Here is a 23,113-nt window from a genome sequence, read left to right as displayed (position 1 = left end):
TAGCACATAGTATTTAGATTTAAAAGCTGGTTCTCAGGCCGAACGAGAGACTGTATGAAGGAGGCAGGAATTCAGAATGGTAGTCAGGATCCACACCTGATTTGGTTGCCCTCCAGACAAACCCGAGGTTACGGGCATTGGCGTAAAGCTGCATTCCCTTCAACGGCGCTTTCAAATTTGTGCCCTGCAGCGTGTAAGAAAGGTTTAGATCCTGCAGCCGAACATGATCTCCTTTTTCAATAAGGACTGACGAGGCGTCGTAGAATTCCGCCCTTGCGTAATCGGCAGGATAAACCATTGACGGTACATTGGTCATGAGCTCATCGCCAGGCTTCTGCCAGCGGTTGGCGAAGTCATGATGCCCTTTCCATTTAGTGAACAAACGGTCGTAGTCAATAGACTGCCTTTTAAAGAAATAGCCAAGGCGGAAGCTCAGGTTGGCGTATAAAGAAAAGCCAGCGTATGAAAAGGTATTAGATAAGCCACCAAATACCGGAGGCAATGCAGAGCCGTGATACTGCAGATCATCCAAAGTAGTTTCGGAGCCTAAAGCAGTATAATCGGAGCTTGGCTGTCCGTTGAGTATTCCCCGCGGGTCGCCCGTTGCCGGGTCAAGTCCACCCCACTTAAAGCTATAAATGCTATATACAGGTTTACCCACTACCGGCACTATCCCATACCCGCCGTGGGTGTACGTGCTGGCGGTACGAGAACTGGCCATGTGATAAGCGGTTAGTTTGTTGATGTTATAACTGAAGAGCAACGATGTATTCCACTTAAAGTCACGATCCAAATTTTTGGAATTAAGCTGAAGATCGATACCTTGCGTAAGCATATCGGCCACATTCCGGCGAATCGTTCCTGACATTCGGCCTACCGTAGGATCAACGGGTTGATCACCGATCAGATTCCTGCTGCGTTTGACATAGTATTCCAAACTGCCAGTGATGACCTGACTTTTCAGTTCAAAATCGAGCCCCGCATTGAATACGCCTACTTTTTCCCAACTCAAATCGGGATTAGGATACGACCGGATCAATGCATAAGGCCGGTTATTCATATTGCCATTAGTCTGGTAAATCGTGGCCACAGCTGCCAGGCTCGGGTCAAGGTTTCCATTATAACCGTAGGTAAGCCGCAGTTTCAACAGGTTGAGCCAGTCGGCGCTAAAAAATTTTTCCTGATGGATGTTCCAGGCCAAACCGGCCGACCATAAGGGTACGCCTTTCTGGTTGCTCCGGACACCGAATAAATTGGAGGCATCCTTACGTGCGCTCGCAGACAGGATATACCGTTTATCAAAGGAGTAGGCGGCATTAATGAAGAAGGCGGTATAGCGGTTCGTTCGATCTGTAAAGTAGTTGTTCTGCGGAACCGGCTGGTAGTCCCCCGCATTATGGTACATTGGATAATATTCGAACAAATTCACAGGTGCACTGATCAGCCCATCATCTATATAGCCGTAGGTCCGGTATATGTCTCCGATGTTTTTAATCTCCCGGATCTCCGCACCAGACAAAGCATCCAGGCTGTGTTTACCCCAGCTATTGGAATACTCCAGCTGCCCCCGGCCCGTTTGAGCGGACATACCGCCTGAGCTCAGATCGAGTATACCTCCACGGGGTACCGAAAAAGTCAAAGAGCCTGATCCGTCGTCCTGCGTAAAGCGGTTGATCATATCCCGGGCATAGTAGCTGTCTTCCCCCGCAAACTGGCGGGCACCACTGTTACTGTTTTCATACTGGTATTGCAGCTTCGCTTTTAAGTTTTTTGAGGCTTGGTATTCAAACCCCATATTCAGCATCAGATCGTTCTGTTTCTCCTGTGTAGTCTGCAACTTGTAGTCTTCCAGCGGAATGTATTCCCAGTTCAGCAATCCAAGGGCTTCCATGCCCTGCACATAGCCCTGCCGGTAATCTTTTAGTACTGGCAAGGGATCTCCGTTTTCATCGGCCAGACGGGCATAAGGGAAAAGGGTCATGCTGATGCCGGGCTTAACGCTATAAATGCCTTCCCTGCCGCTGGCCATGGAGGTGCTGCTATAAGCGACTGATGGTTTGAGTTTTAGCTTTTTGCCGATAGAAAATACCTGGTCGGCTCTTAACGTAAATCGATCATTAATGGCTGCTGTAGCATTTGAACCGCGGTCATAACCTGCCGACAGGTAATAGCTGCTAAAATCAGTACCGCCCGTCAGGTTTAAGGCATACTGCTGGTTGATGCTGTTCTGGTACACGTACTTATTGAAATCATCACGGACATTCTGCTGGCTGAGCGTCTGCAGACGGGCGCCCGCTTCTGCAGCAGACAAAACGCCGTCACGCCGTGCGATGAACAGTTCAACAGCAGGCGACAATGCGGGATGCGCCGGATCGGCCTCCATCCCTTCATAAAAACCCTGGTTAAACAGATATTCTTCCACACCGATAAAGTCGGTTGATGACAATCCCGGATTATAATAAACATCCGGTTTATTACCCAGGGTAAGTGTTGAGTTGAAACTCAGTTCGGGTGCCTTGCCAGCCTTTCCTTTTTTTGTGGTGATCACGATCACCCCATTGGCTGCCCGTACCCCCCAAATGGAAGCGGCGGCGGCATCTTTCAGGATAGTAACACTTTCTACATCATTAGGGTTGATGTTATTGATGTCGCCTTCGTATGGAAAATTATTTAGAACGATCAAGGGCTCCGTGGCTGCATAAATTGTACTCAGGCCCCTCACGCTTATGACAGGCTTGCCTTCGTGCCGTTCGTCGAATAGAATACTGCTGGCATTTCCTTTTAACCGGCTGAGCACATCTGATGAGTTACTGCGGTTAAAAGTTTCCTGGTCTATCTGTGTAAATGATCCGGTCACCCGCTCAGCAGGCACCTGGTAATAACCGGTGCTGATGGTTACCGCTTCCAGCTCATTAACCAGTGCCTTTAACGTAATGACCAGGGGCGATGCCAGAGGCATGCTGATTGCCTGCTCGATGGGTTGATAGCCAACATAGGACACCAGCAGGGTATCCGTCTGCGAAGCGACGTTAATGGTGAAGCTTCCGCCCTGACCAGAAACGGCAGATGATAGACTGTTCTTCAGGCGGACGGATGCTCCCGCCAGCGGAAGTCCGGTTTCCGTCCGGATTTTGCCGTGCAGCAGTTGCTGTCCGATGGACGGCAGGGCAAGGAAACTGCATAGGATTAGTACTATAAATGCTTTCATAATATAAGATTGTTTAATGTTTTATTTGGTCTGAGTCAGTGGGGCGGAAACATCAGCGCGAGAAAATACCAGCATATCGAGAAGGCGTTGAGATTGTTCGAGCACCAGCCCGTACCTGACTAAGGACTTGTTTAATTCGGCTATATCCTTCAGATCATTGTTCAGCTTTAAATCCGTTTTTCCTTCATAACCTGTTTCGTCTATTACCGGCAAGTTCCCTTTACTTTCCTGCAAGTGGGCGATCAAGTCATATAACCCCGTATTATTCATCCATTTCCTTTCGGTAAGAGGACTATGAAAATTATTTGCAGTCTTAGCGCCACTGGTCTGAAGTTTCAATTTTCCCGGTAGAGCTTTGAGCACCAGGCACGTGCGATTTTGCTTTTCGATGCGTCCGGTAACTCCAAACAGGCGAATCAGGTCTTGCAGCATGATAGCACGCGAGCGGTCTTCGAAAAATAGTGGCAGGCTCAATTCATAGCAATAGGCTTTCGCCTGCTTCTCCTCCACCCAGTTATTAATGACAAATTTGGAAGAGTCCACATTTTGGTAAAGAATGCGGTTAAGCGGCCAATGATAGCCCGGAAGTTGCAGGGCCATGAAATATAGTGGAAGACGGCCCTGGTTGATCCCATACAGACGAATCTGGCTGCTATCTTTTTTAATGCCCAGCATCCCCGGAAGTCCGTTGTTATATGCGGTCAATAAAGAGCGATAGAGAATAGGAGTCTCCCGGCCATTGCCGTTTACAAAAAGTGGTTTCTCCGAATCAAAATTCATTTGATCTGCCTTCGGATCTTTGAAGGCAACAGGTTGCCCTTCGATGATCTTTTGAATGGTCGCTTCAGTGGCATCATAACCGGTAGTAATGCCCAGTACTTTTGATTCCGCGTTGATCCAGACCAATTGAGGTACCAAGTGATGCGGGAACAGCTTCAACAACTGGCTGTCAGATGGCATGAAAGCCAGGCCGCCCATGCCCTTTAGGGATGCCTGCCGCTTAACCGTGGCACCATCCTCTTTACCCACGGCAATGATTTGCACTTTTGCGGGGAATGACTTCTGAAGCGTTGCCATATGCGGAAGAAGGTCGACGCTTCCTTTGCAGGTAGTGCTCCAGGAATAAAGGATCAGCAGCTTGCCCTTGAAATCAGAGAGCTTCGCTGATGTGGATGAGTAATTAATAATATTCTGAATAGTTACATCCGGCACCTTATCCCCTATCTTAAGTGCCTTAATCTCCGTCTGCGCTTTCACCTGGACTGATTGCCCGCCCATGATCATGATCAGCACCAGACCCGCTCTTAAACCGCGGTAAAGAGCCTGCTTTAAGGTGGGCGCAGGTTTCTGTATAACCAACTGCTGCACTCTCCCATTCTCCAGCTCATACTGCTCCAACTGCGCGGCATCATGGTCTGCCAGGAAGAGGGCTTTCATAATCGCCTTCATCTTTTCAGGATGCTGATCACAGTACGGGTTCTGGCGGTACGAGGTAAATAAATAGTCCTGAACGCTAAAGCGATCATCCTCATCTTCCCGCCAGCCACAGAGCACACGGCCGCTTTCCGGATCATTATTGTTTTGCACTCCCGAAGCACTACCTGAAGGTGAATCATTCTGAAGCTTACTCTGCTCTGCAAGCCGCCGTGTTGCCTGCATTTTTTCGGCGATGCGCTTACTATCTGCGGCTACTTTTTGAAAATCCATGTTAAACGGATTCTTGCCAGAGATTTGTGGCTTCCTGCTACTGAAAAGCCGGTATTTGAGTTTGAGTATTGCGCTTATCAAAGGCCATAGCATGCCCCTTAAGCTATTTCTTGCTTTCATTTTCTTGGTTGGTTTGGTTAGGAATTGACTAGTAAGATCTTTTTAGGCGAACACCTCAAGATTAAGGAAAGACCGAAGGCAGGCAGGGATTAATAATCAATCAACTAAACTGGAACCCTGCCGCCAACAGCCAAAAATTTAATCAGGAGGTTGCTTGATCAAAGTGAATTGAATGGAACTAAGCAGATCGCTGAAATGTCGGCCAAAAATATTTGAAAATGGAATACTGGAATGCGGACGGAGGCATACCTGCCAATCAGATAACCGATTTTGAAAAAAACCAATTAAGAAACTGAAATAGACATAACCGTTCCAGTTATGATTTGAAGCTATGCTGTCAAAACTGGTCTTGGAATTAGATTTGTATTGTATTGCTCTCATATTTGATTTATTAATCAATTATGAGCCTTGATAAATGGTAACCTAAAAACAATAAGGTCGGCAACCCACTTATCTAAATGACAGAGGCCCTGACAAGGCCACTCTCCGAAGAGAGTTGAACATAAAGAAAGCGGGGCCGACCCTATTGCAAAGATAGGGCACTGGCGCCACACTTACTCCTACGTTCAATAATTGTCAGGTTTCTGTCGCAGGCTCGTAAGAATAACTTTTAAAAGTTATTAAGCATATTCCTTTGTAAATATTTTTACATAACCAAATATAGAGAAAAGTAGATAACAAAACAATATAAGTAGATAAATATTATCTATTAAACGATATCATATGTCTATATTTAGCTGAAACTCAATAATTTAGGTATTTTATATTTGCTTTTGCACTTATAAAAATGAAGAAATCCAGATTAAACAGGTTAAGTATTGTATTAGATGAGTGTGATGTCGATCAAATTGAATTGTCTAAAATTTTAGAGGTAACAAAAGATACAGTATCGAGATGGTGCAGAAATGTAAACCAACCAAGCCTTCATGATCTAAATAAAATAGCCTGGATCCTGCGCATAGACGTTAGACGATTAATAGAACCTACGAATTGGGAAAATGAATCAGGCTTAACACCTTTGGATCAGTTCCGAATCGAGCAGAACAAAATTGAACAAAAGAAGATGCTCGTAAAAAACAAGTAGATTGAAAAGTTGGTAAAATACCTGGTGGATTCAACGGTGGGGCATTGATTGGTCAATGCTTAATTCAGCGATTGAATGTCGAAATTCTAGCTTACCCGTTGCAAGGTTTAAATCTTACATACCCTTCTTGTTGATGTGCTCCTTGGACTTACCCCGGTTCAAGTCCATAAATCTATGGACTTGAACCCTACCATGACCCTCCCCGACCTCTTGGAAACCTGATTTAAGATAAATTGTCCGAGACTTTGATTGGAAAGATTGGATAATGGGCTATGATTTAGTTTATGCACCTTGTAAACACATCCCCACGTTCGTTTGTAGTTAATTACTTATCTTTAAGATTATTGAAGATTTTTAGTAAATCTGAGTTTGTAGGATCAGGAGCGTCATCATCCACTATGTTGCCGGCTTTGTCTAGTATAGCGTAGCGTGGAATACCATATACATTTAAAAGAAGTTCCACTTTTTTTATTTGCGAATTGTTCAAAAGAAAGTGTTCTCCTGGAATGTTCTTTTCCTCTCGCACTTTTTGCCAAGCTGCTTCTTTATCTTTATATCCCAAGTATAAAAATACCACATCCTTGGCTGATTCTTGATTGTGCAAGACTTTGGAATAATCGAGTTGTCTTATACAAGGTCCGCACCACGAAGCCCAAAAATCTATTACCAGAGAACAGTATCTGGTTCACTTAAATATAACGAAAATTACAATCTTAAAAAACCGCTTTCTGGTTGTATCAAAATCAAGTAGGTTGGGTATGGTGGTGATCGTTTGGCATAGGACTAGTGGCTGGTACGCCGATGATCACACATGTGAAGAAGAGATTTCTGACCAAAAGTAAGGGCTTGTTTAAGTTTATAGTAATTAGCACAACGCTTATACCCTAAAGGGTATAAATACGAAATAATTTAATTCATTGAACCCGATAGGGTATAATTATAAATATTTAACCACCAATTCCAATTACCTTAAACCTTCAGCCTTCCTGCCTATCTTAAATACGAACCCGACCTGGCTTATTAACCCTGACCAAATTCAAATCCGGAGCTGGAGATACAATAAGCGGAAACTTTTCAACTACCACGTTGCTCGTATCAAGCCCAAACGCTTTAGCTTCTGAAAGACTATATTTTTTAATAATGAAATGCACTTTCATCATAAAACGGTCCCAGAAAGTCAATTCATTCTCCGGACTTAAATATTTCTCCATCACAACAAAGGTAAAATCACCGGTGGCTTTACTCCTTTCCAGGCTTTCATAGCGGCTTGTGATATCTACTTCCTCATTGCGCACCATATCTTCAACAACCTTACGGAAGAGTAAGTTGATTCTTGGTTGCACACGGAACCCAAGTTTGAATTCGATCCTTACAACGTCGTTTGGCACAATATTGTCAACCGTGTATTCGCAAGTATAAGGATCATCTAATGTATCTACATGTATAAACCAATATATATCAGCACGTTTCGGTTTTTTATATAAAAGTGAATACATGATTTTGTGTTCTATTTCCCGGGGATTATCTGCGCTGGTTAAATAAACCAGGTGAGTGGCATATTTTGGGATAGTAGCATCGTTGCTTAATTCTTTTAGCTTGGGTATGTAGTGATCAAGGTCGACAAACTCAACGTACCGGTTCTTGATCTTCCGGGATCTGAACCAGTTGTACATTATAAAAAAAAGAATCCCACCTATAAATAATGTGATATATCCGCCATGTGAGAATTTATCCATATTGGCCACCAAAAAACTGAATTCTATCGCAAAATATACGAGCAGGTACAAATAGATTAGGAATGGCTTTTTACGTTTGATAATTAGATAGTTTGCAAAAAGGATTGAAGTCGCTATCATACATAATGTGATAGCCAGACCATATGCAGCTTCCATATTCGATGCCTTGCCGAAGTATAACACCACACCTATGCAACCAATAAATAAAAGCAGATTTACTGCAGGAATATAGACCTGTCCGCGTGCTTCTGTTGGATAATTGATTCTGAATTTGGGCCAGATGTTTAGCCTCATTGCTTCACCGATTAAGGTGAAAGATCCGGAGATCAATGCCTGACTTGCGATAATTGTTGCAGCTGTTGCAATTAGAATCCCTATATAAAGGAACCAATCAGGCATAACCGAGTAAAACGGATTAAAACCCGACTCAATCATTTGTTCTGAAATTAATTTCCCTGAATAGTGACTTAATAACCAGGCGCCTTGTCCAAGGTAATTAAGTATAAGGCAGATTTTTACAAATATCCATGAGAAACGAATGTTCCATTTGCCGCAATGACCAAGGTCAGAATATAATGCTTCAGCGCCGGTTGTACATAGAAAGACACCCCCCAGAATGTAAAACCCTTTTGGATATTCAATGAGTAACTTGATACCGTAATACGGGTTGAAGGAGCTAAAAACACTTAGATCGTCCGAGATATGCAGAAAACCCAGCGTTGCCAGCATCACAAACCAAATTGACATCATCGGTCCAAAGAACCTGCCGATTAAAGCAGTACCGAATTGCTGAGCAAAGAAAAGGACGGTCAGTATCGAAATTACAATATAGACAATGGTGGTCTGGCTGATATCAGAAAGGAAAGGAACATGTTTAAGCCCTTCTATTGCAGATGTAACGGAAATGGCTGGAGTGATCATTCCATCAGCCAGTAATGCGGCCCCACCGATCATCGCAGGAAAAATAAGCCACTTACCGCGAAAACGCCTGATGAGTGCATACAAAGAAAATATTCCGCCTTCCCCTTTATTGTCTGCCTGAAGCGTAAGTATAACGTACTTGACTGTCGTCTGAAGGGTGAGTGTCCAAATTATCAAGGATAATGATCCCAATATCAGCTCTTCAGTAATTACTTTTCCTTTTGTTATTGCGTTGAGTACGTATAGCGGGGAAGTACCGATATCTCCGAAAATGATTCCTAAAGCGATTAATAGACCGGCTATTGAGACTTTAGATCGAGTTGTTGTCATGTTGGCAGTAACAGATTTGGTGTATGGTAACTATCACTCGACCTAAAGGTTGTGATTTTTTTAGCATTAGAAAGACTAAAATAGTTTAAGGCACAAAACAACAAATAATTTGCTTGATAATTCGGGAATATTGAATGAAACGCACTTCACTGCACAAGAGGTTGGAAAGCTTCTTGACTGCGTTGGCTATTAGAGTTGATTCTCAAAAAATTAACAACCTCTCCGTTTTATTTTATTGGAAAATCTGAAACCTCACTCGAATATTTAGAGCTATAAACTTTTTATTTTAGATTAATCTAAAAATATAATTAGATAGCTGTAACTTTACCGAAAATATACAGAAACTCATGTCGCTTAAACAGTCAATAATCTTGTTCGTTACAATCCTGGTAGTCACGATTATTGCATCGTGCGAGAAGATACTGCCTTCTTCTCCGGCTGAGGATGAACTTTTGGACGGCCCAGTCGAAGGACTTACACATGAGCAGCAAAAGCAGTTTCTTGATGGGGATGTCGCATTCAATGATGAAATTTTCACCGTTGAAAAAGGCCTGGGAGCAGTATTTGTCGCAACGTCCTGCGGCAGTTGCCATGCGGGCGATGGTAAAGGCCATCCCTTTACAACACTGATCCGGTTTACGTCCGCCCTTGACAGCACCGGCAACACGGTTCTGGCGCAGGGACCAACCCAACTTCAAAACCGGGCTATTCCTGGCTTTATGCCCGAACAGCTTCCAAAGGGTGTGCCTTTCTCAAAATTTACTCCCCCTGCCAACACCGGTTTAGGATTTCTTGATCTGGTTTCAGATGCTGACCTGCTGGCAATGGCCGATCCGGATGACAGCAATGGCGATGGAATTTCTGGTACTCCAAACTGGAATAAGATACCCCATTATGTGCAAGTGAGAAATAAGGCAGTGGTTAAAGATGGGAAATACATTTGCCGGTTTGGAAAAAAAGCCAGCGTATACGATCTCCTACAGCAGACAGTTACCGCCTACAACCAGGATATTGGAATTACGTCTACGTTTGAACCATTTGACGTTTATAGCGGGCTGGAAATCGACCCCGAAGTTTCCTCCAAAACGGTGAACGATGTGGTTTTCTATCTCCAAACTTTAAAAGCTCCTATACCACGTAATGTTTTCGATCCTGAAGTTATAGCCGGTAAAAACTTATTCCTCCAAACAGGTTGTGAAAACTGCCACAAACAAACATTGAAAACCGGGTATTCAGCCATTAAAGCCCTTGACAATAAAGAATTTCACCCGTATACCGACTTGTTATTACACGATATGGGAACTGGTCTGGATGACGGATTTACAGAAGGAGGCGCTTTAACATCCGAATGGCGGACACCGGCACTTTGGGGATTAGGGCTTTCACAGAATTCGCAGGGCGGCGGTGTTTTTTTGATGCATGATGGCCGGGCAAAAAGTATAGAAGAAGCCATTTTGCTGCATGGCGGCGAGGGAACAAAGAGCAGGGACAACTTTAAGCAGCTTTCAGCTAAAGAACAACAAGCAATAGTAAAGTTTCTAAACTCCCTTTAAACATCCCTATGGAACGAAAAGAATTTATCAAAAGCTGCGGCCTTATTTGCCTGGGCGGATCTGCAGTATCTGTATTACTTGAAAGCTGTGGTACTGCCGCATATTTTGCTCAAAGTAGTATGATCAATAACCAGATAGCAATAAAAAAGGCTGAGTTTTCATACTTAAAAAAAGAGCAACTGTTACAGCGCAAATTTGTGATGATTAAACATGTAACGCACGAATTTCCTATCTGCATTTATAAACATAGTGAGGAGGATTACTCAGCGCTTTATACGGAATGTACCCATAAGGGATGTGAAGTAAAGCCTAACGATAATTTCATAGTTTGTCCATGCCATGGAAGTGAATATACCAACAAAGGAGTGGTGCAAAATCCCCCTGCAGAAAGGAATTTAAAACAGTTTAAAGTTACAACCGACCATGATAATATTTACATCCAACTATAAATACATTCTGTTAATCTGTGCGGTTGTAGTTTTAAACGCCCCTGTATTTGCTCAAAAAGACAGTACACTGATTAAAAGGCAAACGATCGATACAACCAAGGTCGTGATGAATATGGATGCTTCATATAACCGTCCGTTTTTGAATCTTGGGAAATTGCCTGTTGCCCTTGGGGGATATATTGAAGCCAATACTCAGTACATGGGCACTGACGGTATTTCGGACGGATTTTCATTCCAGGCACGAAGGTTTACGTTGTTTTTCTCATCTACTATTTCAAAAAACATCAAGTTTCTATCTGAATTAGAGTTTGAAGATGGCACTAAAGAAATAAATATTGAATTTGCGGCAATGGATCTTGAACTAGATCCGATACTTAATTTTCGGGGAGGCATCGTGATGAACCCGATTGGTGCTTTTAATCAAAATCACGACGGCCCGAAATGGGAGTTTATTGACCGGCCGATTTCAGCAGTTCAACTATTACCCGCCACATGGAGTAATGTAGGCTTTGGGTTGCATGGCAAATATTATTACAACAACTGGATACTGGGGTATGAAACCTACCTCACCAATGGATTTGATGATCAAATAATTAACAATGATCAAAACAGAACCTCTTTACCGGCGTCAAAGGCTAAGCCTGACCGATTTGAAGAAAGCAATAACGGAAGGCCACTTTTTACCGGCAAACTTGCTTTGAGAAACCGTAACATAGGTGAAATCGGATTTTCATATATGGGCGGGATCTATAACAAGTTTGAAGAAGATGGCTTAACCCTTGATAAGAAGCGCAGGCTGAATGTATGGGCTCTGGACTTCAACACGAAGCTTCCAAAATTGAAAACCTATATAAACGGAGAACTTGCTTTAATTGAAGTAGATGTTCCGGAAACTTTCAGTCAGCAATTTGCCAATAAACAATGGGGTGGCTTTCTGGACATTGTACAACCCCTTTATAGCAAACCGGTGTTTAACTTTGAAAAATCAGTTATAAATTTAGCCGTACGGCTGGAGTATGTTGACTGGAACGCGGGCACATTCAGGGAGACCGGAGGTAATATTTCTGATCACATAGTTGCCGTCGTTCCTGCTGTCAGCTGGCGTCCCTCAGGCCAAACTGTTCTGAGATTAAACTACCGCTCAGAGAGGCGAAAAGACCTTTTAGGTAACCCTGCGTCAACTACTGCGGGTATACAGTTTGGACTATCCACCTACTTTTAAAGACTGAATTATAGTAAACTGTCATAAAATTATTATTGACCAAAGACTGCGTAATCGCCCAGTGTTTGGTCAATAATTCTTCAATTAAATTTCATCTTCTGTATCCTCACCGCATTTAAAATCGCCAACAAAGCCACTCCAACGTCAGCGATAACCGCTTCCCATAAAGTGGCGATGCCTCCGGCACCTAAACCAAGCACAATAATTTTCACGGTCATGGCCATGATGATATTTTGCCAGACGATGTTGCGGGTGATTTTGCCGATTTTGATGGCATCCACAATTTTTGAGGGCTGATCATTCTGGATCACAATATCTGCAGTTTCAATAGTAGCATCGCTGCCTAAACCGCCCATGGCAATACCGGCATCTGCTAAAGCTATGACCGGGGCATCGTTAACGCCATCGCCGATAAAAGCAATTCGCTTGCCTTCATTTTTAAGCATTTCTACTTTCTCGACTTTATTTTCAGGCAGGAGGTCGCCAAATGCTTTGTCGATATTTAAAAACTTGGCCACACTATTAACCACACTCTGCTTATCGCCGCTTAACATTACCGTTTCAATATTTAATTGGTGCATATCGGCGATTGCTTGTTTGGCATCTTCCTTTATTTCGTCGGCAATGGTGATATAACCCGCATACTGGTTGCTTACAGCTAATACGACAATGGTTTCTATAATTTGGTCTATGGCGGCATCGTAGCTGATGTTAAACTTTTTAAGAAGTTTGGTATTTCCGGCCAAAACCTCTTTTCCGTCAATTAATCCTTTTAAGCCATGCCCCGATATTTCTTCAACTTTTTCTATTTTAACATTACTTAAAACATCTCCTGCATATTGCGTGACAGCTATGGCTATCGGATGGGTAGATTTGCTTTCAATAGCGGCGGCCATTTTAACCAATTCCTTTTCATCAAAATTACTCACAACTACCTGCTGAACTTCAAATACACCCTTGGTTAAAGTTCCTGTTTTATCCATTACCACTGTATTGATTTTGGTCATTACATCCAGAAAGTTCCCTCCTTTAAATAGGATTCCGTTTTTGGAGGCTAAACCAATGCCCCCGAAATAGCCCAAAGGGATAGAGACCACCAATGCACATGGGCAGCTGATAACCAGGAACACCAGGCCACGATAAAGCCAATCGTTAAAAACATAATTATCGACAAAAAAGTAAGGAAGGGTAACCAGTATAACAGCCAACGCAAATACGATGGGCGTATACACCTTTGCAAAGCGGGAGATAAATAATTGCGTTTGAGATTTCCTGGCGGTGGCATCCTGAACCATCTCTAATATCTTGCTTAGCTTACTATCCTTAAATTCAGAAAGAACCTCTATCTCGGCTACGGTATTCAGGTTGATCATCCCGGCATATACCTTATCGCCTTTCTCTTTTGTATCGGGCTTGCTTTCTCCGGTAAGGGCAGCGGTGTTAAAAGTGGCTTTATCAGATGTTAGTTCGCCATCTAATGCTACTTTTTCGCCTGGCTTCACCTGTATCAATTCGCCGATTTTTACATCGGACGGATCAACAGTTTCGATCTTATCGTTCCGATGAACGTCAACTGTATCCGGGCGAATATCCAGCAAGGCTTTGATACTTAGTTTTGCCCGGTTTACAGCAGCATCCTGAAACCACTCTCCGATTGAATAAAATACCATCACGGCAACGCCTTCACTGTACGATCCGATGGCGAATGCCCCTAATGTGGCTACGCTCATCAGAAAGAATTCATTAAAAAAGTCGAACCGTTTAGCTTTTCGCCAGGCCATATCCAGTACGTTGTAGCCTGCAAGCAGGTAGGCAATGCCGTAAATAATCAATGATACCGGTTTTGAAAAACTGATTTTAAAGCCAAAATCCAGCACTTGCATAATCAGGAGGATAACCAGAGCGGTTAACAGCGGCCAGTGACTGAGCCATGAAGGGGTTTCGGCCGATCCGTGATCGTGGCCATCATCATCGCTATGTTCTGACGAAACAGCCGGTTGTTTAATATCATCGTTATCAGTGTCACAGCAGTTTTTTGCCTGTTGTTTTACTTTTATTTTTTCTGTTTGCATGGTCTGTATTTAATGTAGTGTTACCCTTCCAGGTTAAGAAACCATTCTTCGGCCTGTTTAATGCCTTCTTTCAGGGCTTGATACTGATCAGAATATTTGCCCTCTGCCAATATCTGATTAGCTAATTCAATCGCTTTTTCTTTAACCTGCGGGCTAAGGTCTGCTAATTCCGGTTCAAAGTTTTCGAATGTCCTGTTCATTGTTTCTATATTTTCGTAATCTATATTTAGTCTCACCCCTTCATCTAAGATTTTTAAGTGTTCTTTTCATTCTTTGTTTTGATTCTATATCAGGAATCGACGACAAAAATTGATTACCCTTTTATTGTTTTATCAGCCCAGATATAATATTGATAATCAAAGCAACAATAATGGTATTGAATGCAAATGATATCACTCCATGCATCCAAACTAAACGCCTGATCCTTCTGGATGTAATTTGTACATCAGAAACTTGAAAGGTTGTTCCTATTACAAAAGCAAAATATGTAAAATCCAAATAATCAGGATTTGGTTCTGACGGGAAGTTCAATCCACCCGGCTTTTTATGTTTACCCCCTTTATCTAAACTTATATCACAATAATAAAAGTGGGCATATCGAAGAGTGAAAACCGTATGAACTAACCACCAGGAAGAGAGGACAGCAGCCATTGATATACTAATGTGAAGGGTCAATTCTTGGTCAGGTAGGTCTCCTCTGGTTTGAAGTAAAATGACGACTGCAAACAGACTTGCGAATGCTGTCGCTACTACAAAAATGAAAACTAGTGTACGGCTTGAGTCTTGATTATGAGCCATCTTCTGAACTTCACTGGGGTGAGATGTCAAAATTGTAATCCAGGAAAATAACAGGTTGACTATAATATAAGATAACCATGTTATCATTAAATGAATAGGAAAAGAATTTCCTTTGAAAATCAGAAATGTTAAAAGTGAAAAAAATAGTGCTATATATAAACGATGATGAGAATCCAGCTTGTTAATCCATTGTACAATTTTAAACTTCTTGTTTTCAGTCTTTTTCATTATTTTCCTACACTTCTAAGTTTAAAACTACTCTTTTGCTTTTTTCAAGCTTACCTATTTGGTCAGCATATTAACATTTACAATTACTAATTAGCTTTTTCCCGTACCCAGGCTGAACTTCGAATTATGGTTCAACATTCTGGATTACATCTTACTGATGGACCTGGGACTCTTTAAATTCTATTTCTTCTATTTGTAATGTGGTATGGGTAATTTTAAAATTATCTGTTATAAATTTATTAGCACTTTGAAGAACTTCATGATAATTAGCTCCCTTCGAAATAACAATATGAGCGCTCATCGCATTTACTCCGGAGGTGAGCGACCAAACATGTAAATCGTGTAATTCTTCTACATCTTTTAATTGTAAAACAGATGATCGTAATTCTCCAATATTCACATCTTTTGGCGTTCCTTCAAGCAGTATATCAACAGATTCTTTAAGCAGGATCCAGGTTCTTGGAAGAATAAACAAACCGATACCCGCAGATAAAAGTGGATCGGCGTAATACCAACCTGTTGTTAGCATAATTATACCTGCAACAATCACTCCGATTGATGTTAACATGTCAGATAAAACCTCAAAATAAGCGCCCTTCATATTTAAGCTTTCTGTTGATGATTTTCTGAGTATAAGCATACCGGCAATGTTGACCGCCAGCCCAACTACAGCAACAATTAGCATGACCTTACTTTCCACTTCGGGAGGTTTCAAAAACCGCTGATAAGCTTCGTAAAGAATATATATTGATATACCAATTAAGATAACGGCATTGGTTAATGAAGCTAAAATTTCAGTCCTGTAATAGCCATACGTTTTTTCGGGAGAGGCAGGCTTTGAGGCCATATTAATTGCAAATAATGAAAGTGCTAAACCTGCAACATCAGTTAACATGTGAGCAGCGTCTGCAAGCAGCGCTAAACTATTTGTTAAAACGCCACCTGCTACTTCTGCCAAAAGATAAGTCAGCGTCAAAGCAAGTACTATTTTCAAGCGTCTTTTATTTTGTCCCGCCGGTGAAACTTTTTTGTTCTGCGCTATAACCATATCAGATTGTTGAAATTCTATTCATAATTGTGTACCATAATATATTACATGCGGGAAGAATAGTGGTTGTGAAACTTTATTCTGTTTTTATAAGATCACAGATATATCACTGATTTGAATTATTCTCTATTCCTTTATCCAAGTCTGTGCATCTTCCTTGTCCTTTATAGTATAAAAGCGTATTTGTGCATTTCTAAAAGGTTGGAGTAATGAAATGATTCGGCTATCATCCTCAGTTGCTCCCACACAACAAATTTTTTCAAAGTCATCGGCATGAGTAACACATTGCAAGGATTTTTCAACAGACCACTGCTCAAAACTTGTTATCTCTAAATACCATCGTATTTTTTTCCCATTATCCAGTATGTTATGAACAATAGGATGAAGTTTTTCATAGTCCTTAGACTTTAGTTGTTCGTCTGCTTTGGTGGCAATAACATTATCTGCTGTAAATTCTAAAATCTGAAGCATGTTTCATTTATTTTATTGTGTAATAAAGTATGCGCTGCCTGAGAGCGGCGCATACTTATTTTTTAATTAGCTTAACCGGACATCGCCATGATGTGCATGGCAGGCTTCCGCACACTCATTGCAGGCCTGAGCGCATTTTTTGCAATGCTCGTGATCATGTTTAGAACATTCCTCGGCACACATCCTGCAAGCCTTTTCGCAGATCAGCAAATATTCATGCGCAAGGGCAGAATTTCTTTGCAATAACCTGGCAGCCTGTATACAGATGTCGGCACAATCAATATCCATTGGAATGCACTTTTCCATCATCTCACTTTGGGCTTCCTTAAAACCCTGGGCCGCACAATTTTCGCAAGCTAAAGCACAATTTAGCAAGGTTCGAATGAGTTGTTCATGATTTTGATTTTCCATAATAAACAGATTTAAGATATATGCAGAACTATTTCTACCGAATTATAATTACAATTTACCCCTAAGCTATCGGTTAATGATCGAAGCATTTTCATACTCAATAAAAATTAATGCTCGCTTCCCCCCGCAGATTTAGACTGTAAATAAAATGCCCCTTTGGTCACCACTTTCACGTTTTCCGGCAATTTTTCTAAAGGGGTGATTTGTACATACCCCAGTTCTGAAACCCCGGCGGTTACTTCAACCTTTTTAAAATGGATTTTCTCTTCTTCAACTTCCCCTTCTTTTGTTGCATGCGGTTCTTCTTCCGGATTCTCATCCACAATAAAAATGTAGTCTTTACCTTCTGAGCGTACCACTGCATCAAGGGGTACTGCCGAAACAGTTTCTGTACCTACACTAATCAGCCCCGTTACATACATCCCCGGAATTAAATTACCAGCAGGTTTTTTGATCACTGTATGCACAGCCACCCCTTTGCTGTCATTCTCAAAAGACTTGTTGATGCCGTACACCTCCCCTTCGATCAACTGATTGTCCTGATTTGTCAACTGGAAATTTACTTTCTGGCCAACTTTTACTTTAGCCAGATCTTTTTCATAAACTACCAGGTCGGCATGAATTTTCGAATTATCTACGATATTCATTAAGGAAGTACCGGGCTGTACGAAAGAACCTGTTTTAGCGGTAATTGTTCCGAGTGTTCCGCTGATAGGTGAAACAATAGGAATTTGGGATGTGATATTTCCGCCCGAAACCTGCTTGGGCGAGATACCCAACTGTTGCAACTGACGCTCTAAAGCTTTTATCCGGGTAATCTCTGCATTGTAATTTGCTTCTGCCAATTGAAACGCTTTACCGGTGCCGGCGCTTGCTGCTTTTAATTGTTTCTGCCGTTGATATTCAGCATCTACAAAGCTAAACCCACTTTTTACCGATAAATAATCCTGCTGCAATTTGATCAGCTCCTGGTTTTCTATTACAGCCAATACCTGCCCTTTACTTACACGCTGGCCCTCCATCACATTGATCCTGCGAATAATCCCTCCGGATAATACATTTATTTCTGCTTCATTTTGAGGTGGCACGGCTAATTGTCCGCTTGATTTAACCACCGAGCTCAGGTTCTTTTGTTCGATAGAACCAATGACAATATCAACCGACTTAATTTGTGCCGCAGTTAATTCCAGCCCTCCGCTTCCCTCCTCTTCTTCAGCATGTTCTTCTGTCACTGTTTCTGATGGACTTTCTTTACTATTGGTACATGAGGTAATGAATGCACCCATAAGGATGAATATGATTAAAGCTCCTGATATCTGCTTTATATTGATTGTTAATTTCATGTGATTATTCTCCTTTTAAAAATTGTAATTGTATGGCCGACTGGTTTAATTGATTGACCGTTTCCAGGTAAGTGATTCTGCTTTGTACAGCAAGGGTGATATTTTGGATAAATTCGATGTAGCCGATCTCTCCCAAATCAAAAGAAACCTGTGCAATCCGCAGTTGTTCATCGGCTTGTTTTAATCCTGTATTTGTATAATAATCAACAATCTGTTTATTCTTCAGGTACTCCTGCAACGCCTGTTGATATTGTACCTGAAATAGGTTTTGAATATGGAGGTAATCGGTTTCAGCAATTTGTACGGCTAATTTTTCGCTGCTAACCCTGGCACGTCCGGCCCTGTTAAAAACCGGAACAGCAAGGCCTAACTGGATACCGGCAATCCGCGTACCCGGAGTATACCCCCTGTTGATGTTGGCAGGATCAAATGATTGAATAACCAATTGCTGGCTGTAACCCAAAGTAATTTCAGGCAAAGCTCTCGATTTTTGAAGATCGACCCGGGCATTTGCCACCTCGATTTGTTGTTGGTAAAAACTAAGCAACGGGTTACTGCTGCCTGCTGTATCCAATTCATTCCGATATAATACGGGCAAATTTTCCTCAATGGGTTGAATAATAGCTTTGGTATTCAGTAATTGCTGTAAGCGGAGTTCCTGAATTTTCAATTCGGTTTGTGCCGATTTTTTCAATGCCTGAACTTCCTGATATTTATTTCTGGCAGTGATCAGTTCCAGATTAGATGTTTCACCTGTTTTATACCGGATCTCTGATTTGTTTATGAAATTACGGTATACGCTGTCCTGGAAATCCAAGACCCGGAGTGTTTGCATACTATACAAGTAAGAATACCATGCCGACTTGGTGTCGCGGATAATTTCAGCCCTGGTAAAATTGCGGGACCTTTCAGAAAGTGTGGTTTGCAGATTTAGCACATTCCGCTGATTTTTATACAATCCGGGCCAGGCAAAGGTCTGACTAGCTCCCAGAGAGTTATCATTACCCCCTCCGCTGGTAGGGTCCTGTGATAAGGTAACCTCTGTTTTGGCAGGATCAAAAGCGCTTTTTTGCAACTCCCTTGACTGATCCACCACAAGATTAGCTGACCGTACCTGGAGGTTGTTTTTTAAGGCCATCGATACAGCGCTGTCCAAAGACAAAGGAGTAATTTGAGCCTTTGCACTGAAACTTCCGAACCCAAATACAGTAATTATAAATGCTGCTATTATCGTTTTTGTCTTCATACTTAATCTCTTTTTTCTGCCTGAAAACAAAATATACAGGCAGGGTAATACAAACAAGGTCAGAATGGTAGCTGAGATTAGTCCACCGATAACTACAGTAGCCAGCGGTTTTTGAACCTCGGCACCGGCGCCTCCTGAGAGGGCCATCGGCAAAAAGCCTAAAGAAGCCACGGCGGCAGTCATGATGACCGGCCTCAACCTCACTTTGGTGCCTTCCATTACCCGTTGGTATATATCGGTTACCCCTTCCTGCTTCAATTGGTTAAAATACGCGATCAATACAATTCCGTTCAGTACGGCCACACCAAATAAGGCAATAAAACCTACCCCGGCGGATATGCTGAATGGCATCCCCCGGGCTAACAAAGCAAAAACACCGCCTATTGCTGATAAAGGAACCGCTGTGAAAACCAGCAGCATTTGAGTGAATGATCGGAAAGTAACATACAAAAGGCCCAGGATCAACAATAAAGCGACCGGAACCGCTATCGAAAGCCGTTCTTTAGCTTCTATTAGATTTTGGAACTGGCCACCGTAAGTCACATAATAGCCTGTCGGAAGCTTCAATTTCTCACCCAGTATTTGCTGAATATCTGCTACCGTACGTTCCACGTCCCGGCCCCGAACGTTAAAGCCAACATATATTCTGCGTTTGCCGTCTTCGCGGGATATTTGGGCCGGTGCATCTTTTAATTCAATAGAAGCTACCTGGCTCAATGGTATCTTATTACCTGAAGGAAGGGGTATGTACAGGTTCTCAATGCTAGAAATATCCTCCCTGAGATCACGCTGTAAGCGGACAACCATATCAAACCGCTTTTCGCCTTCAAATACAACTCCGGCTACATTTCCGGCAAAAGCCGTGCGTAATATAGTATTGACATCGCTGATAGTTAAACCGTACTGGGCAATCTTGTCCCGGTCATACTCTACAACAACCTGTGGCAGGCCGGTTACCTTTTCTACGAAAGGTTCACTTACTCCTTCAACCGGGGCTATTAATTTAGCAATCTGATTGGCCTGTTGGGTCAACGCATCCAGATCTTCGCCATATACTTTGATAGCCACATCCTGACGGACACCCGTCATTAGCTCATTAAACCGCATCTGCATAGGCTGGGTAATTTCAATATTAACCCCGGGAAGCACGGAGAGCGCTTCTTCCATTTTCTCCGTCATTTCATCTTTGGTTGTTGCTGTTTTCCATTCATCTTTGGGTGTCATGGCCACCATCATATCACCACGCTCAACAGGCATAGGGTCGGTCGGGATTTCGGCGCTTCCAATACGGGTAACGACTTGTTTTACCTCCGGGAAATTATCGATCAGGATTTTCTCAGCCTTGCCGAAAGTTTCAACTACCTGCGAAAGCGAGGTCCCCTGCGACATGGAGATTTCTACTGCCAGGTCACCTTCTTCTAATTGCGGTAGAAATTCACCGCCCATTCCGCTAAAAAGCCAGATTGAAATACCAAACAACAATACAGCAGCGGCCACTGTTAGCTTTTTAAACCGTAATACTTTTGCAAGCATGGGCTGATATACATTCCGTAAACCATCCATGATCTTATCCGAAATATTTCGTTTATGAGTGGTGTTTCTGCTGAGAAACAAGGCACTGGCCATGGGCACGTACGTAAGCGAAAGAATAAACGCCCCTACAATAGCAAAAACCACTGTTTGTGCCATGGGCTTAAACATTTTACCCTCAATCCCGACAAGGGTTAGCAAGGGCAGATATACGATCAGGATAATGATCTGTCCGAAAGCGGCTGAATTCATCATCCGGCTGGAGCTTTCATAAACTTCGCTGTCCATCTGATCCTTTGATAATCTTGAAACCCCCTGGTGGTGGTGCTTGCTCATGCCGATCCGGTGAATCACACTCTCCACAATAATGACGGCCCCGTCTACAATCAAACCAAAATCAATCGCACCTAAGCTCATCAGGTTTCCTGATACCCCGAATAAACGCATCATGGCAAATGCAAATAGCATCGCTAACGGAATAACCGAAGCCACAACTAATCCCGCTCTCCAATTTCCTAATAAAAGCACTAAAACGAAGATGACAATCAAGGCACCCTCAATCAGGTTTTTTTGGACTGTTCCAATAGCCCGGCCCACCAGCTCTGTTCGGTCAATATAGGGCTCAATAACTACTCCCTCGGGTAATGACTTTTGTATCTGAACAATCCGTTCCTTTACATTTTTGATAACCTCGTTAAAGTTTTCGCCTTTTAGCATGAGTGTTATCCCGGCTACAACTTCCCCCTCGCCATTACGGGTAACGGCCCCGTAACGGGTGGAGCTTCCAAACTGAACGGTTGCAACATCCCGGATTAATATCGGTACACCGCCGGCATTCTTCACTACAATCCGTTCAATATCGGCAAGTGTTTTAACCTGGCCTATTCCCCTGATTGTGTAAGAATTGCTTTGCTGTTCGATATATGAACCTCCCGTATTTTCGTTATTATTTTCCAGGGCTTCATAAATGTCAGAAATTGTTACGTTCTGCGAATTCAGCTTTTCGTTATCCAGGGCAATTTCATATTGCTTCACATAACCGCCCCAGCCGCTTACTTCGGCCACACCTTTGGTTCCGGCTAATTGTGTACGTACCACCCAGTCCTGCAAAGTGCGCAGATCAGTAGCGGTATATTTATCTTCATACCCTTTTTTAGTATGGAGAACATATTGATAAATTTCGCCCAAACCGGTTGTAATGGGTGCGAGTGTTGGCTCTGCCAGACCATCGGGTATATTACTTTCGGCCTCTTTTAACTGGGCGCTTACCTGCTGACGGGCCCAGTAAATATCTGTATCGTCTTCAAAAACGATGGTAATTACCGAAATCCCCGAACGGGAAATGGAACGCTTTTCAATCACGTCCGGGATATTGGCCATGGCCAGCTCAATGGGGGCGGTGATAAATTGCTCTACTTCCTGAGCTCCCAAACTTGGGGCCTGTGAAATAATCTGCACCTGGTTATTGGTAATATCGGGTACCGCGTCTATGGGCAGCCTGGTTAAGGAGTAAATTCCCCATATAATTAAAGCCAGGGTCATTAACCCGATGGTGACTTTATTCTTTATAGAGAATAAAATGATTTTGTTGAACATACGCTAATTAGTTGTATTGATTAGGATCTGACGGGAAGGA

Annotated in this window: 16 protein-coding genes; 4 read left to right on the top strand and 12 right to left on the bottom strand. The window is 42.5% G+C overall.

Translation table 11 applies throughout. The annotated features are described in order from the left end of the window. Positions 1 to 19: 19 nt before the first annotated feature. Positions 20 to 3,208: a SusC/RagA family TonB-linked outer membrane protein gene (locus AC1MCB_RS04785; protein ID WP_479967606.1), complete on the bottom strand. Its 3,189-nt coding sequence runs from the start codon at positions 3,206 to 3,208 to the stop codon at positions 20 to 22. A 21-nt stretch (positions 3,209 to 3,229) separates the two neighbouring features. Further along, a complete protein-coding gene (locus AC1MCB_RS04780) occupies positions 3,230 to 5,035 on the bottom strand; it encodes a TlpA family protein disulfide reductase (RefSeq protein ID WP_479967605.1) in 1,806 nt (601 codons plus the stop codon). Positions 5,036 to 5,822: 787 nt separating this feature from the next. On the opposite strand from AC1MCB_RS04780, the gene AC1MCB_RS04775 reads away from it, so the two are divergent. Continuing rightward, positions 5,823 to 6,119 (top strand): helix-turn-helix transcriptional regulator, encoded by a 297-nt coding sequence (locus AC1MCB_RS04775; RefSeq protein WP_479967604.1) that lies wholly within the window; start codon positions 5,823 to 5,825, stop codon positions 6,117 to 6,119. Between the two features lie 325 nt (positions 6,120 to 6,444). Here the strand turns inward: AC1MCB_RS04775 and AC1MCB_RS04770 are convergent, their stop codons facing one another. Both AC1MCB_RS04770 and AC1MCB_RS04765 read right to left on the bottom strand, forming a co-directional pair. Then, positions 6,445 to 6,750, bottom strand: a complete 306-nt coding sequence (locus tag AC1MCB_RS04770; RefSeq protein ID WP_479968788.1) for a TlpA family protein disulfide reductase — start codon at positions 6,748 to 6,750, stop codon at positions 6,445 to 6,447. A 364-nt stretch (positions 6,751 to 7,114) separates the two neighbouring features. After that, entirely contained in the window at positions 7,115 to 9,106 is a 1,992-nt protein-coding gene (locus AC1MCB_RS04765) for a KUP/HAK/KT family potassium transporter (protein ID WP_479967603.1), read from the bottom strand. A gap of 347 nt (positions 9,107 to 9,453) precedes the next feature. Between AC1MCB_RS04765 and AC1MCB_RS04760 the strand changes: the two genes are divergently transcribed. Genes AC1MCB_RS04760 through AC1MCB_RS04750 form a run of 3 tightly spaced genes read left to right on the top strand, consistent with a single transcriptional unit; the run spans position 9,454 to position 12,330 of the window. Further along, positions 9,454 to 10,659 carry a di-heme oxidoredictase family protein gene (locus tag AC1MCB_RS04760; RefSeq protein WP_479967602.1) on the top strand — a complete coding sequence of 402 codons (1,206 nt, stop codon included), beginning with the start codon at positions 9,454 to 9,456 and terminating at the stop codon, positions 10,657 to 10,659. 8 nt (positions 10,660 to 10,667) lie between these two features. Next, a complete protein-coding gene (locus AC1MCB_RS04755) occupies positions 10,668 to 11,108 on the top strand; it encodes a QcrA and Rieske domain-containing protein (protein ID WP_479967601.1) in 441 nt (146 codons plus the stop codon). Next, positions 11,083 to 12,330, top strand: a complete 1,248-nt coding sequence (locus AC1MCB_RS04750) for a hypothetical protein (RefSeq protein WP_479967600.1) — start codon at positions 11,083 to 11,085, stop codon at positions 12,328 to 12,330. The genes AC1MCB_RS04755 and AC1MCB_RS04750 overlap by 26 nt, the downstream gene beginning before the upstream one ends. Positions 12,331 to 12,410: 80 nt before the next feature. Here the strand turns inward: AC1MCB_RS04750 and AC1MCB_RS04745 are convergent, their stop codons facing one another. From AC1MCB_RS04745 to AC1MCB_RS04710, 8 genes are all read right to left on the bottom strand, one after another. After that, positions 12,411 to 14,402, bottom strand: a complete 1,992-nt coding sequence (locus AC1MCB_RS04745) for a heavy metal translocating P-type ATPase (RefSeq protein WP_479967599.1) — start codon at positions 14,400 to 14,402, stop codon at positions 12,411 to 12,413. Between the two features lie 20 nt (positions 14,403 to 14,422). Continuing rightward, positions 14,423 to 14,602, bottom strand: coding sequence for a hypothetical protein (locus AC1MCB_RS04740; RefSeq protein WP_479967598.1), 180 nt, complete (start codon positions 14,600 to 14,602; stop codon positions 14,423 to 14,425). A gap of 121 nt (positions 14,603 to 14,723) precedes the next feature. Then, entirely contained in the window at positions 14,724 to 15,428 is a 705-nt protein-coding gene (locus AC1MCB_RS04735) for a DUF1345 domain-containing protein (protein ID WP_479967597.1), read from the bottom strand. A gap of 151 nt (positions 15,429 to 15,579) precedes the next feature. Beyond that, entirely contained in the window at positions 15,580 to 16,476 is an 897-nt protein-coding gene (locus AC1MCB_RS04730) for a cation diffusion facilitator family transporter (protein ID WP_479967596.1), read from the bottom strand. A gap of 126 nt (positions 16,477 to 16,602) precedes the next feature. Next, on the bottom strand, positions 16,603 to 16,947 hold the full coding sequence (locus AC1MCB_RS04725; protein WP_479967595.1) for a SpoIIAA family protein: 345 nt from the start codon (positions 16,945 to 16,947) through the stop codon (positions 16,603 to 16,605). Between the two features lie 66 nt (positions 16,948 to 17,013). Next, positions 17,014 to 17,358, bottom strand: a complete 345-nt coding sequence (locus tag AC1MCB_RS04720) for a four-helix bundle copper-binding protein (RefSeq protein WP_479967594.1) — start codon at positions 17,356 to 17,358, stop codon at positions 17,014 to 17,016. Positions 17,359 to 17,465: 107 nt separating this feature from the next. Then, complete coding sequence (locus tag AC1MCB_RS04715) at positions 17,466 to 18,701, bottom strand: efflux RND transporter periplasmic adaptor subunit (RefSeq protein WP_479967593.1); 1,236 nt, start codon at positions 18,699 to 18,701, stop codon at positions 17,466 to 17,468. A gap of 4 nt (positions 18,702 to 18,705) precedes the next feature. After that, the gene (locus AC1MCB_RS04710; RefSeq protein ID WP_479967592.1) at positions 18,706 to 23,073 is read right to left on the bottom strand and encodes a CusA/CzcA family heavy metal efflux RND transporter; all 4,368 of its coding nucleotides are present in this window, start codon (positions 23,071 to 23,073) and stop codon (positions 18,706 to 18,708) included. Positions 23,074 to 23,113: the final 40 nt, after the last annotated feature.

Source organism: Daejeonella sp. AP26 (assembly GCF_056680515.1).
The sequence above is the reverse complement of the archived record's forward strand: the minus strand, read 5'-3'. Positions and strand labels throughout refer to the sequence as shown.

What these genes read in the sequence shown, in the direction of transcription:
- AC1MCB_RS04715 (WP_479967593.1), bottom strand. Translation starts at nt 18,701, where the DNA reads ATGAAATTAACAATCAATATAAAGCAGATATCAGGAGCTTTAATCATA.
- AC1MCB_RS04725 (WP_479967595.1), bottom strand. Translation starts at nt 16,947, where the DNA reads ATGCTTCAGATTTTAGAATTTACAGCAGATAATGTTATTGCCACCAAA.
- AC1MCB_RS04775 (WP_479967604.1), top strand. Translation starts at nt 5,823, where the DNA reads ATGAAGAAATCCAGATTAAACAGGTTAAGTATTGTATTAGATGAGTGT.
- AC1MCB_RS04710 (WP_479967592.1), bottom strand. Translation starts at nt 23,073, where the DNA reads ATGTTCAACAAAATCATTTTATTCTCTATAAAGAATAAAGTCACCATC.
- AC1MCB_RS04750 (WP_479967600.1), top strand. Translation starts at nt 11,083, where the DNA reads ATGATAATATTTACATCCAACTATAAATACATTCTGTTAATCTGTGCG.
- AC1MCB_RS04760 (WP_479967602.1), top strand. Translation starts at nt 9,454, where the DNA reads ATGTCGCTTAAACAGTCAATAATCTTGTTCGTTACAATCCTGGTAGTC.
- AC1MCB_RS04720 (WP_479967594.1), bottom strand. Translation starts at nt 17,358, where the DNA reads ATGGAAAATCAAAATCATGAACAACTCATTCGAACCTTGCTAAATTGT.
- AC1MCB_RS04755 (WP_479967601.1), top strand. Translation starts at nt 10,668, where the DNA reads ATGGAACGAAAAGAATTTATCAAAAGCTGCGGCCTTATTTGCCTGGGC.
- AC1MCB_RS04735 (WP_479967597.1), bottom strand. Translation starts at nt 15,428, where the DNA reads ATGAAAAAGACTGAAAACAAGAAGTTTAAAATTGTACAATGGATTAAC.
- AC1MCB_RS04765 (WP_479967603.1), bottom strand. Translation starts at nt 9,106, where the DNA reads ATGACAACAACTCGATCTAAAGTCTCAATAGCCGGTCTATTAATCGCT.
- AC1MCB_RS04745 (WP_479967599.1), bottom strand. Translation starts at nt 14,402, where the DNA reads ATGCAAACAGAAAAAATAAAAGTAAAACAACAGGCAAAAAACTGCTGT.
- AC1MCB_RS04740 (WP_479967598.1), bottom strand. Translation starts at nt 14,602, where the DNA reads ATGAACAGGACATTCGAAAACTTTGAACCGGAATTAGCAGACCTTAGC.
- AC1MCB_RS04780 (WP_479967605.1), bottom strand. Translation starts at nt 5,035, where the DNA reads ATGAAAGCAAGAAATAGCTTAAGGGGCATGCTATGGCCTTTGATAAGC.
- AC1MCB_RS04730 (WP_479967596.1), bottom strand. Translation starts at nt 16,476, where the DNA reads ATGGTTATAGCGCAGAACAAAAAAGTTTCACCGGCGGGACAAAATAAA.
- AC1MCB_RS04785 (WP_479967606.1), bottom strand. Translation starts at nt 3,208, where the DNA reads ATGAAAGCATTTATAGTACTAATCCTATGCAGTTTCCTTGCCCTGCCG.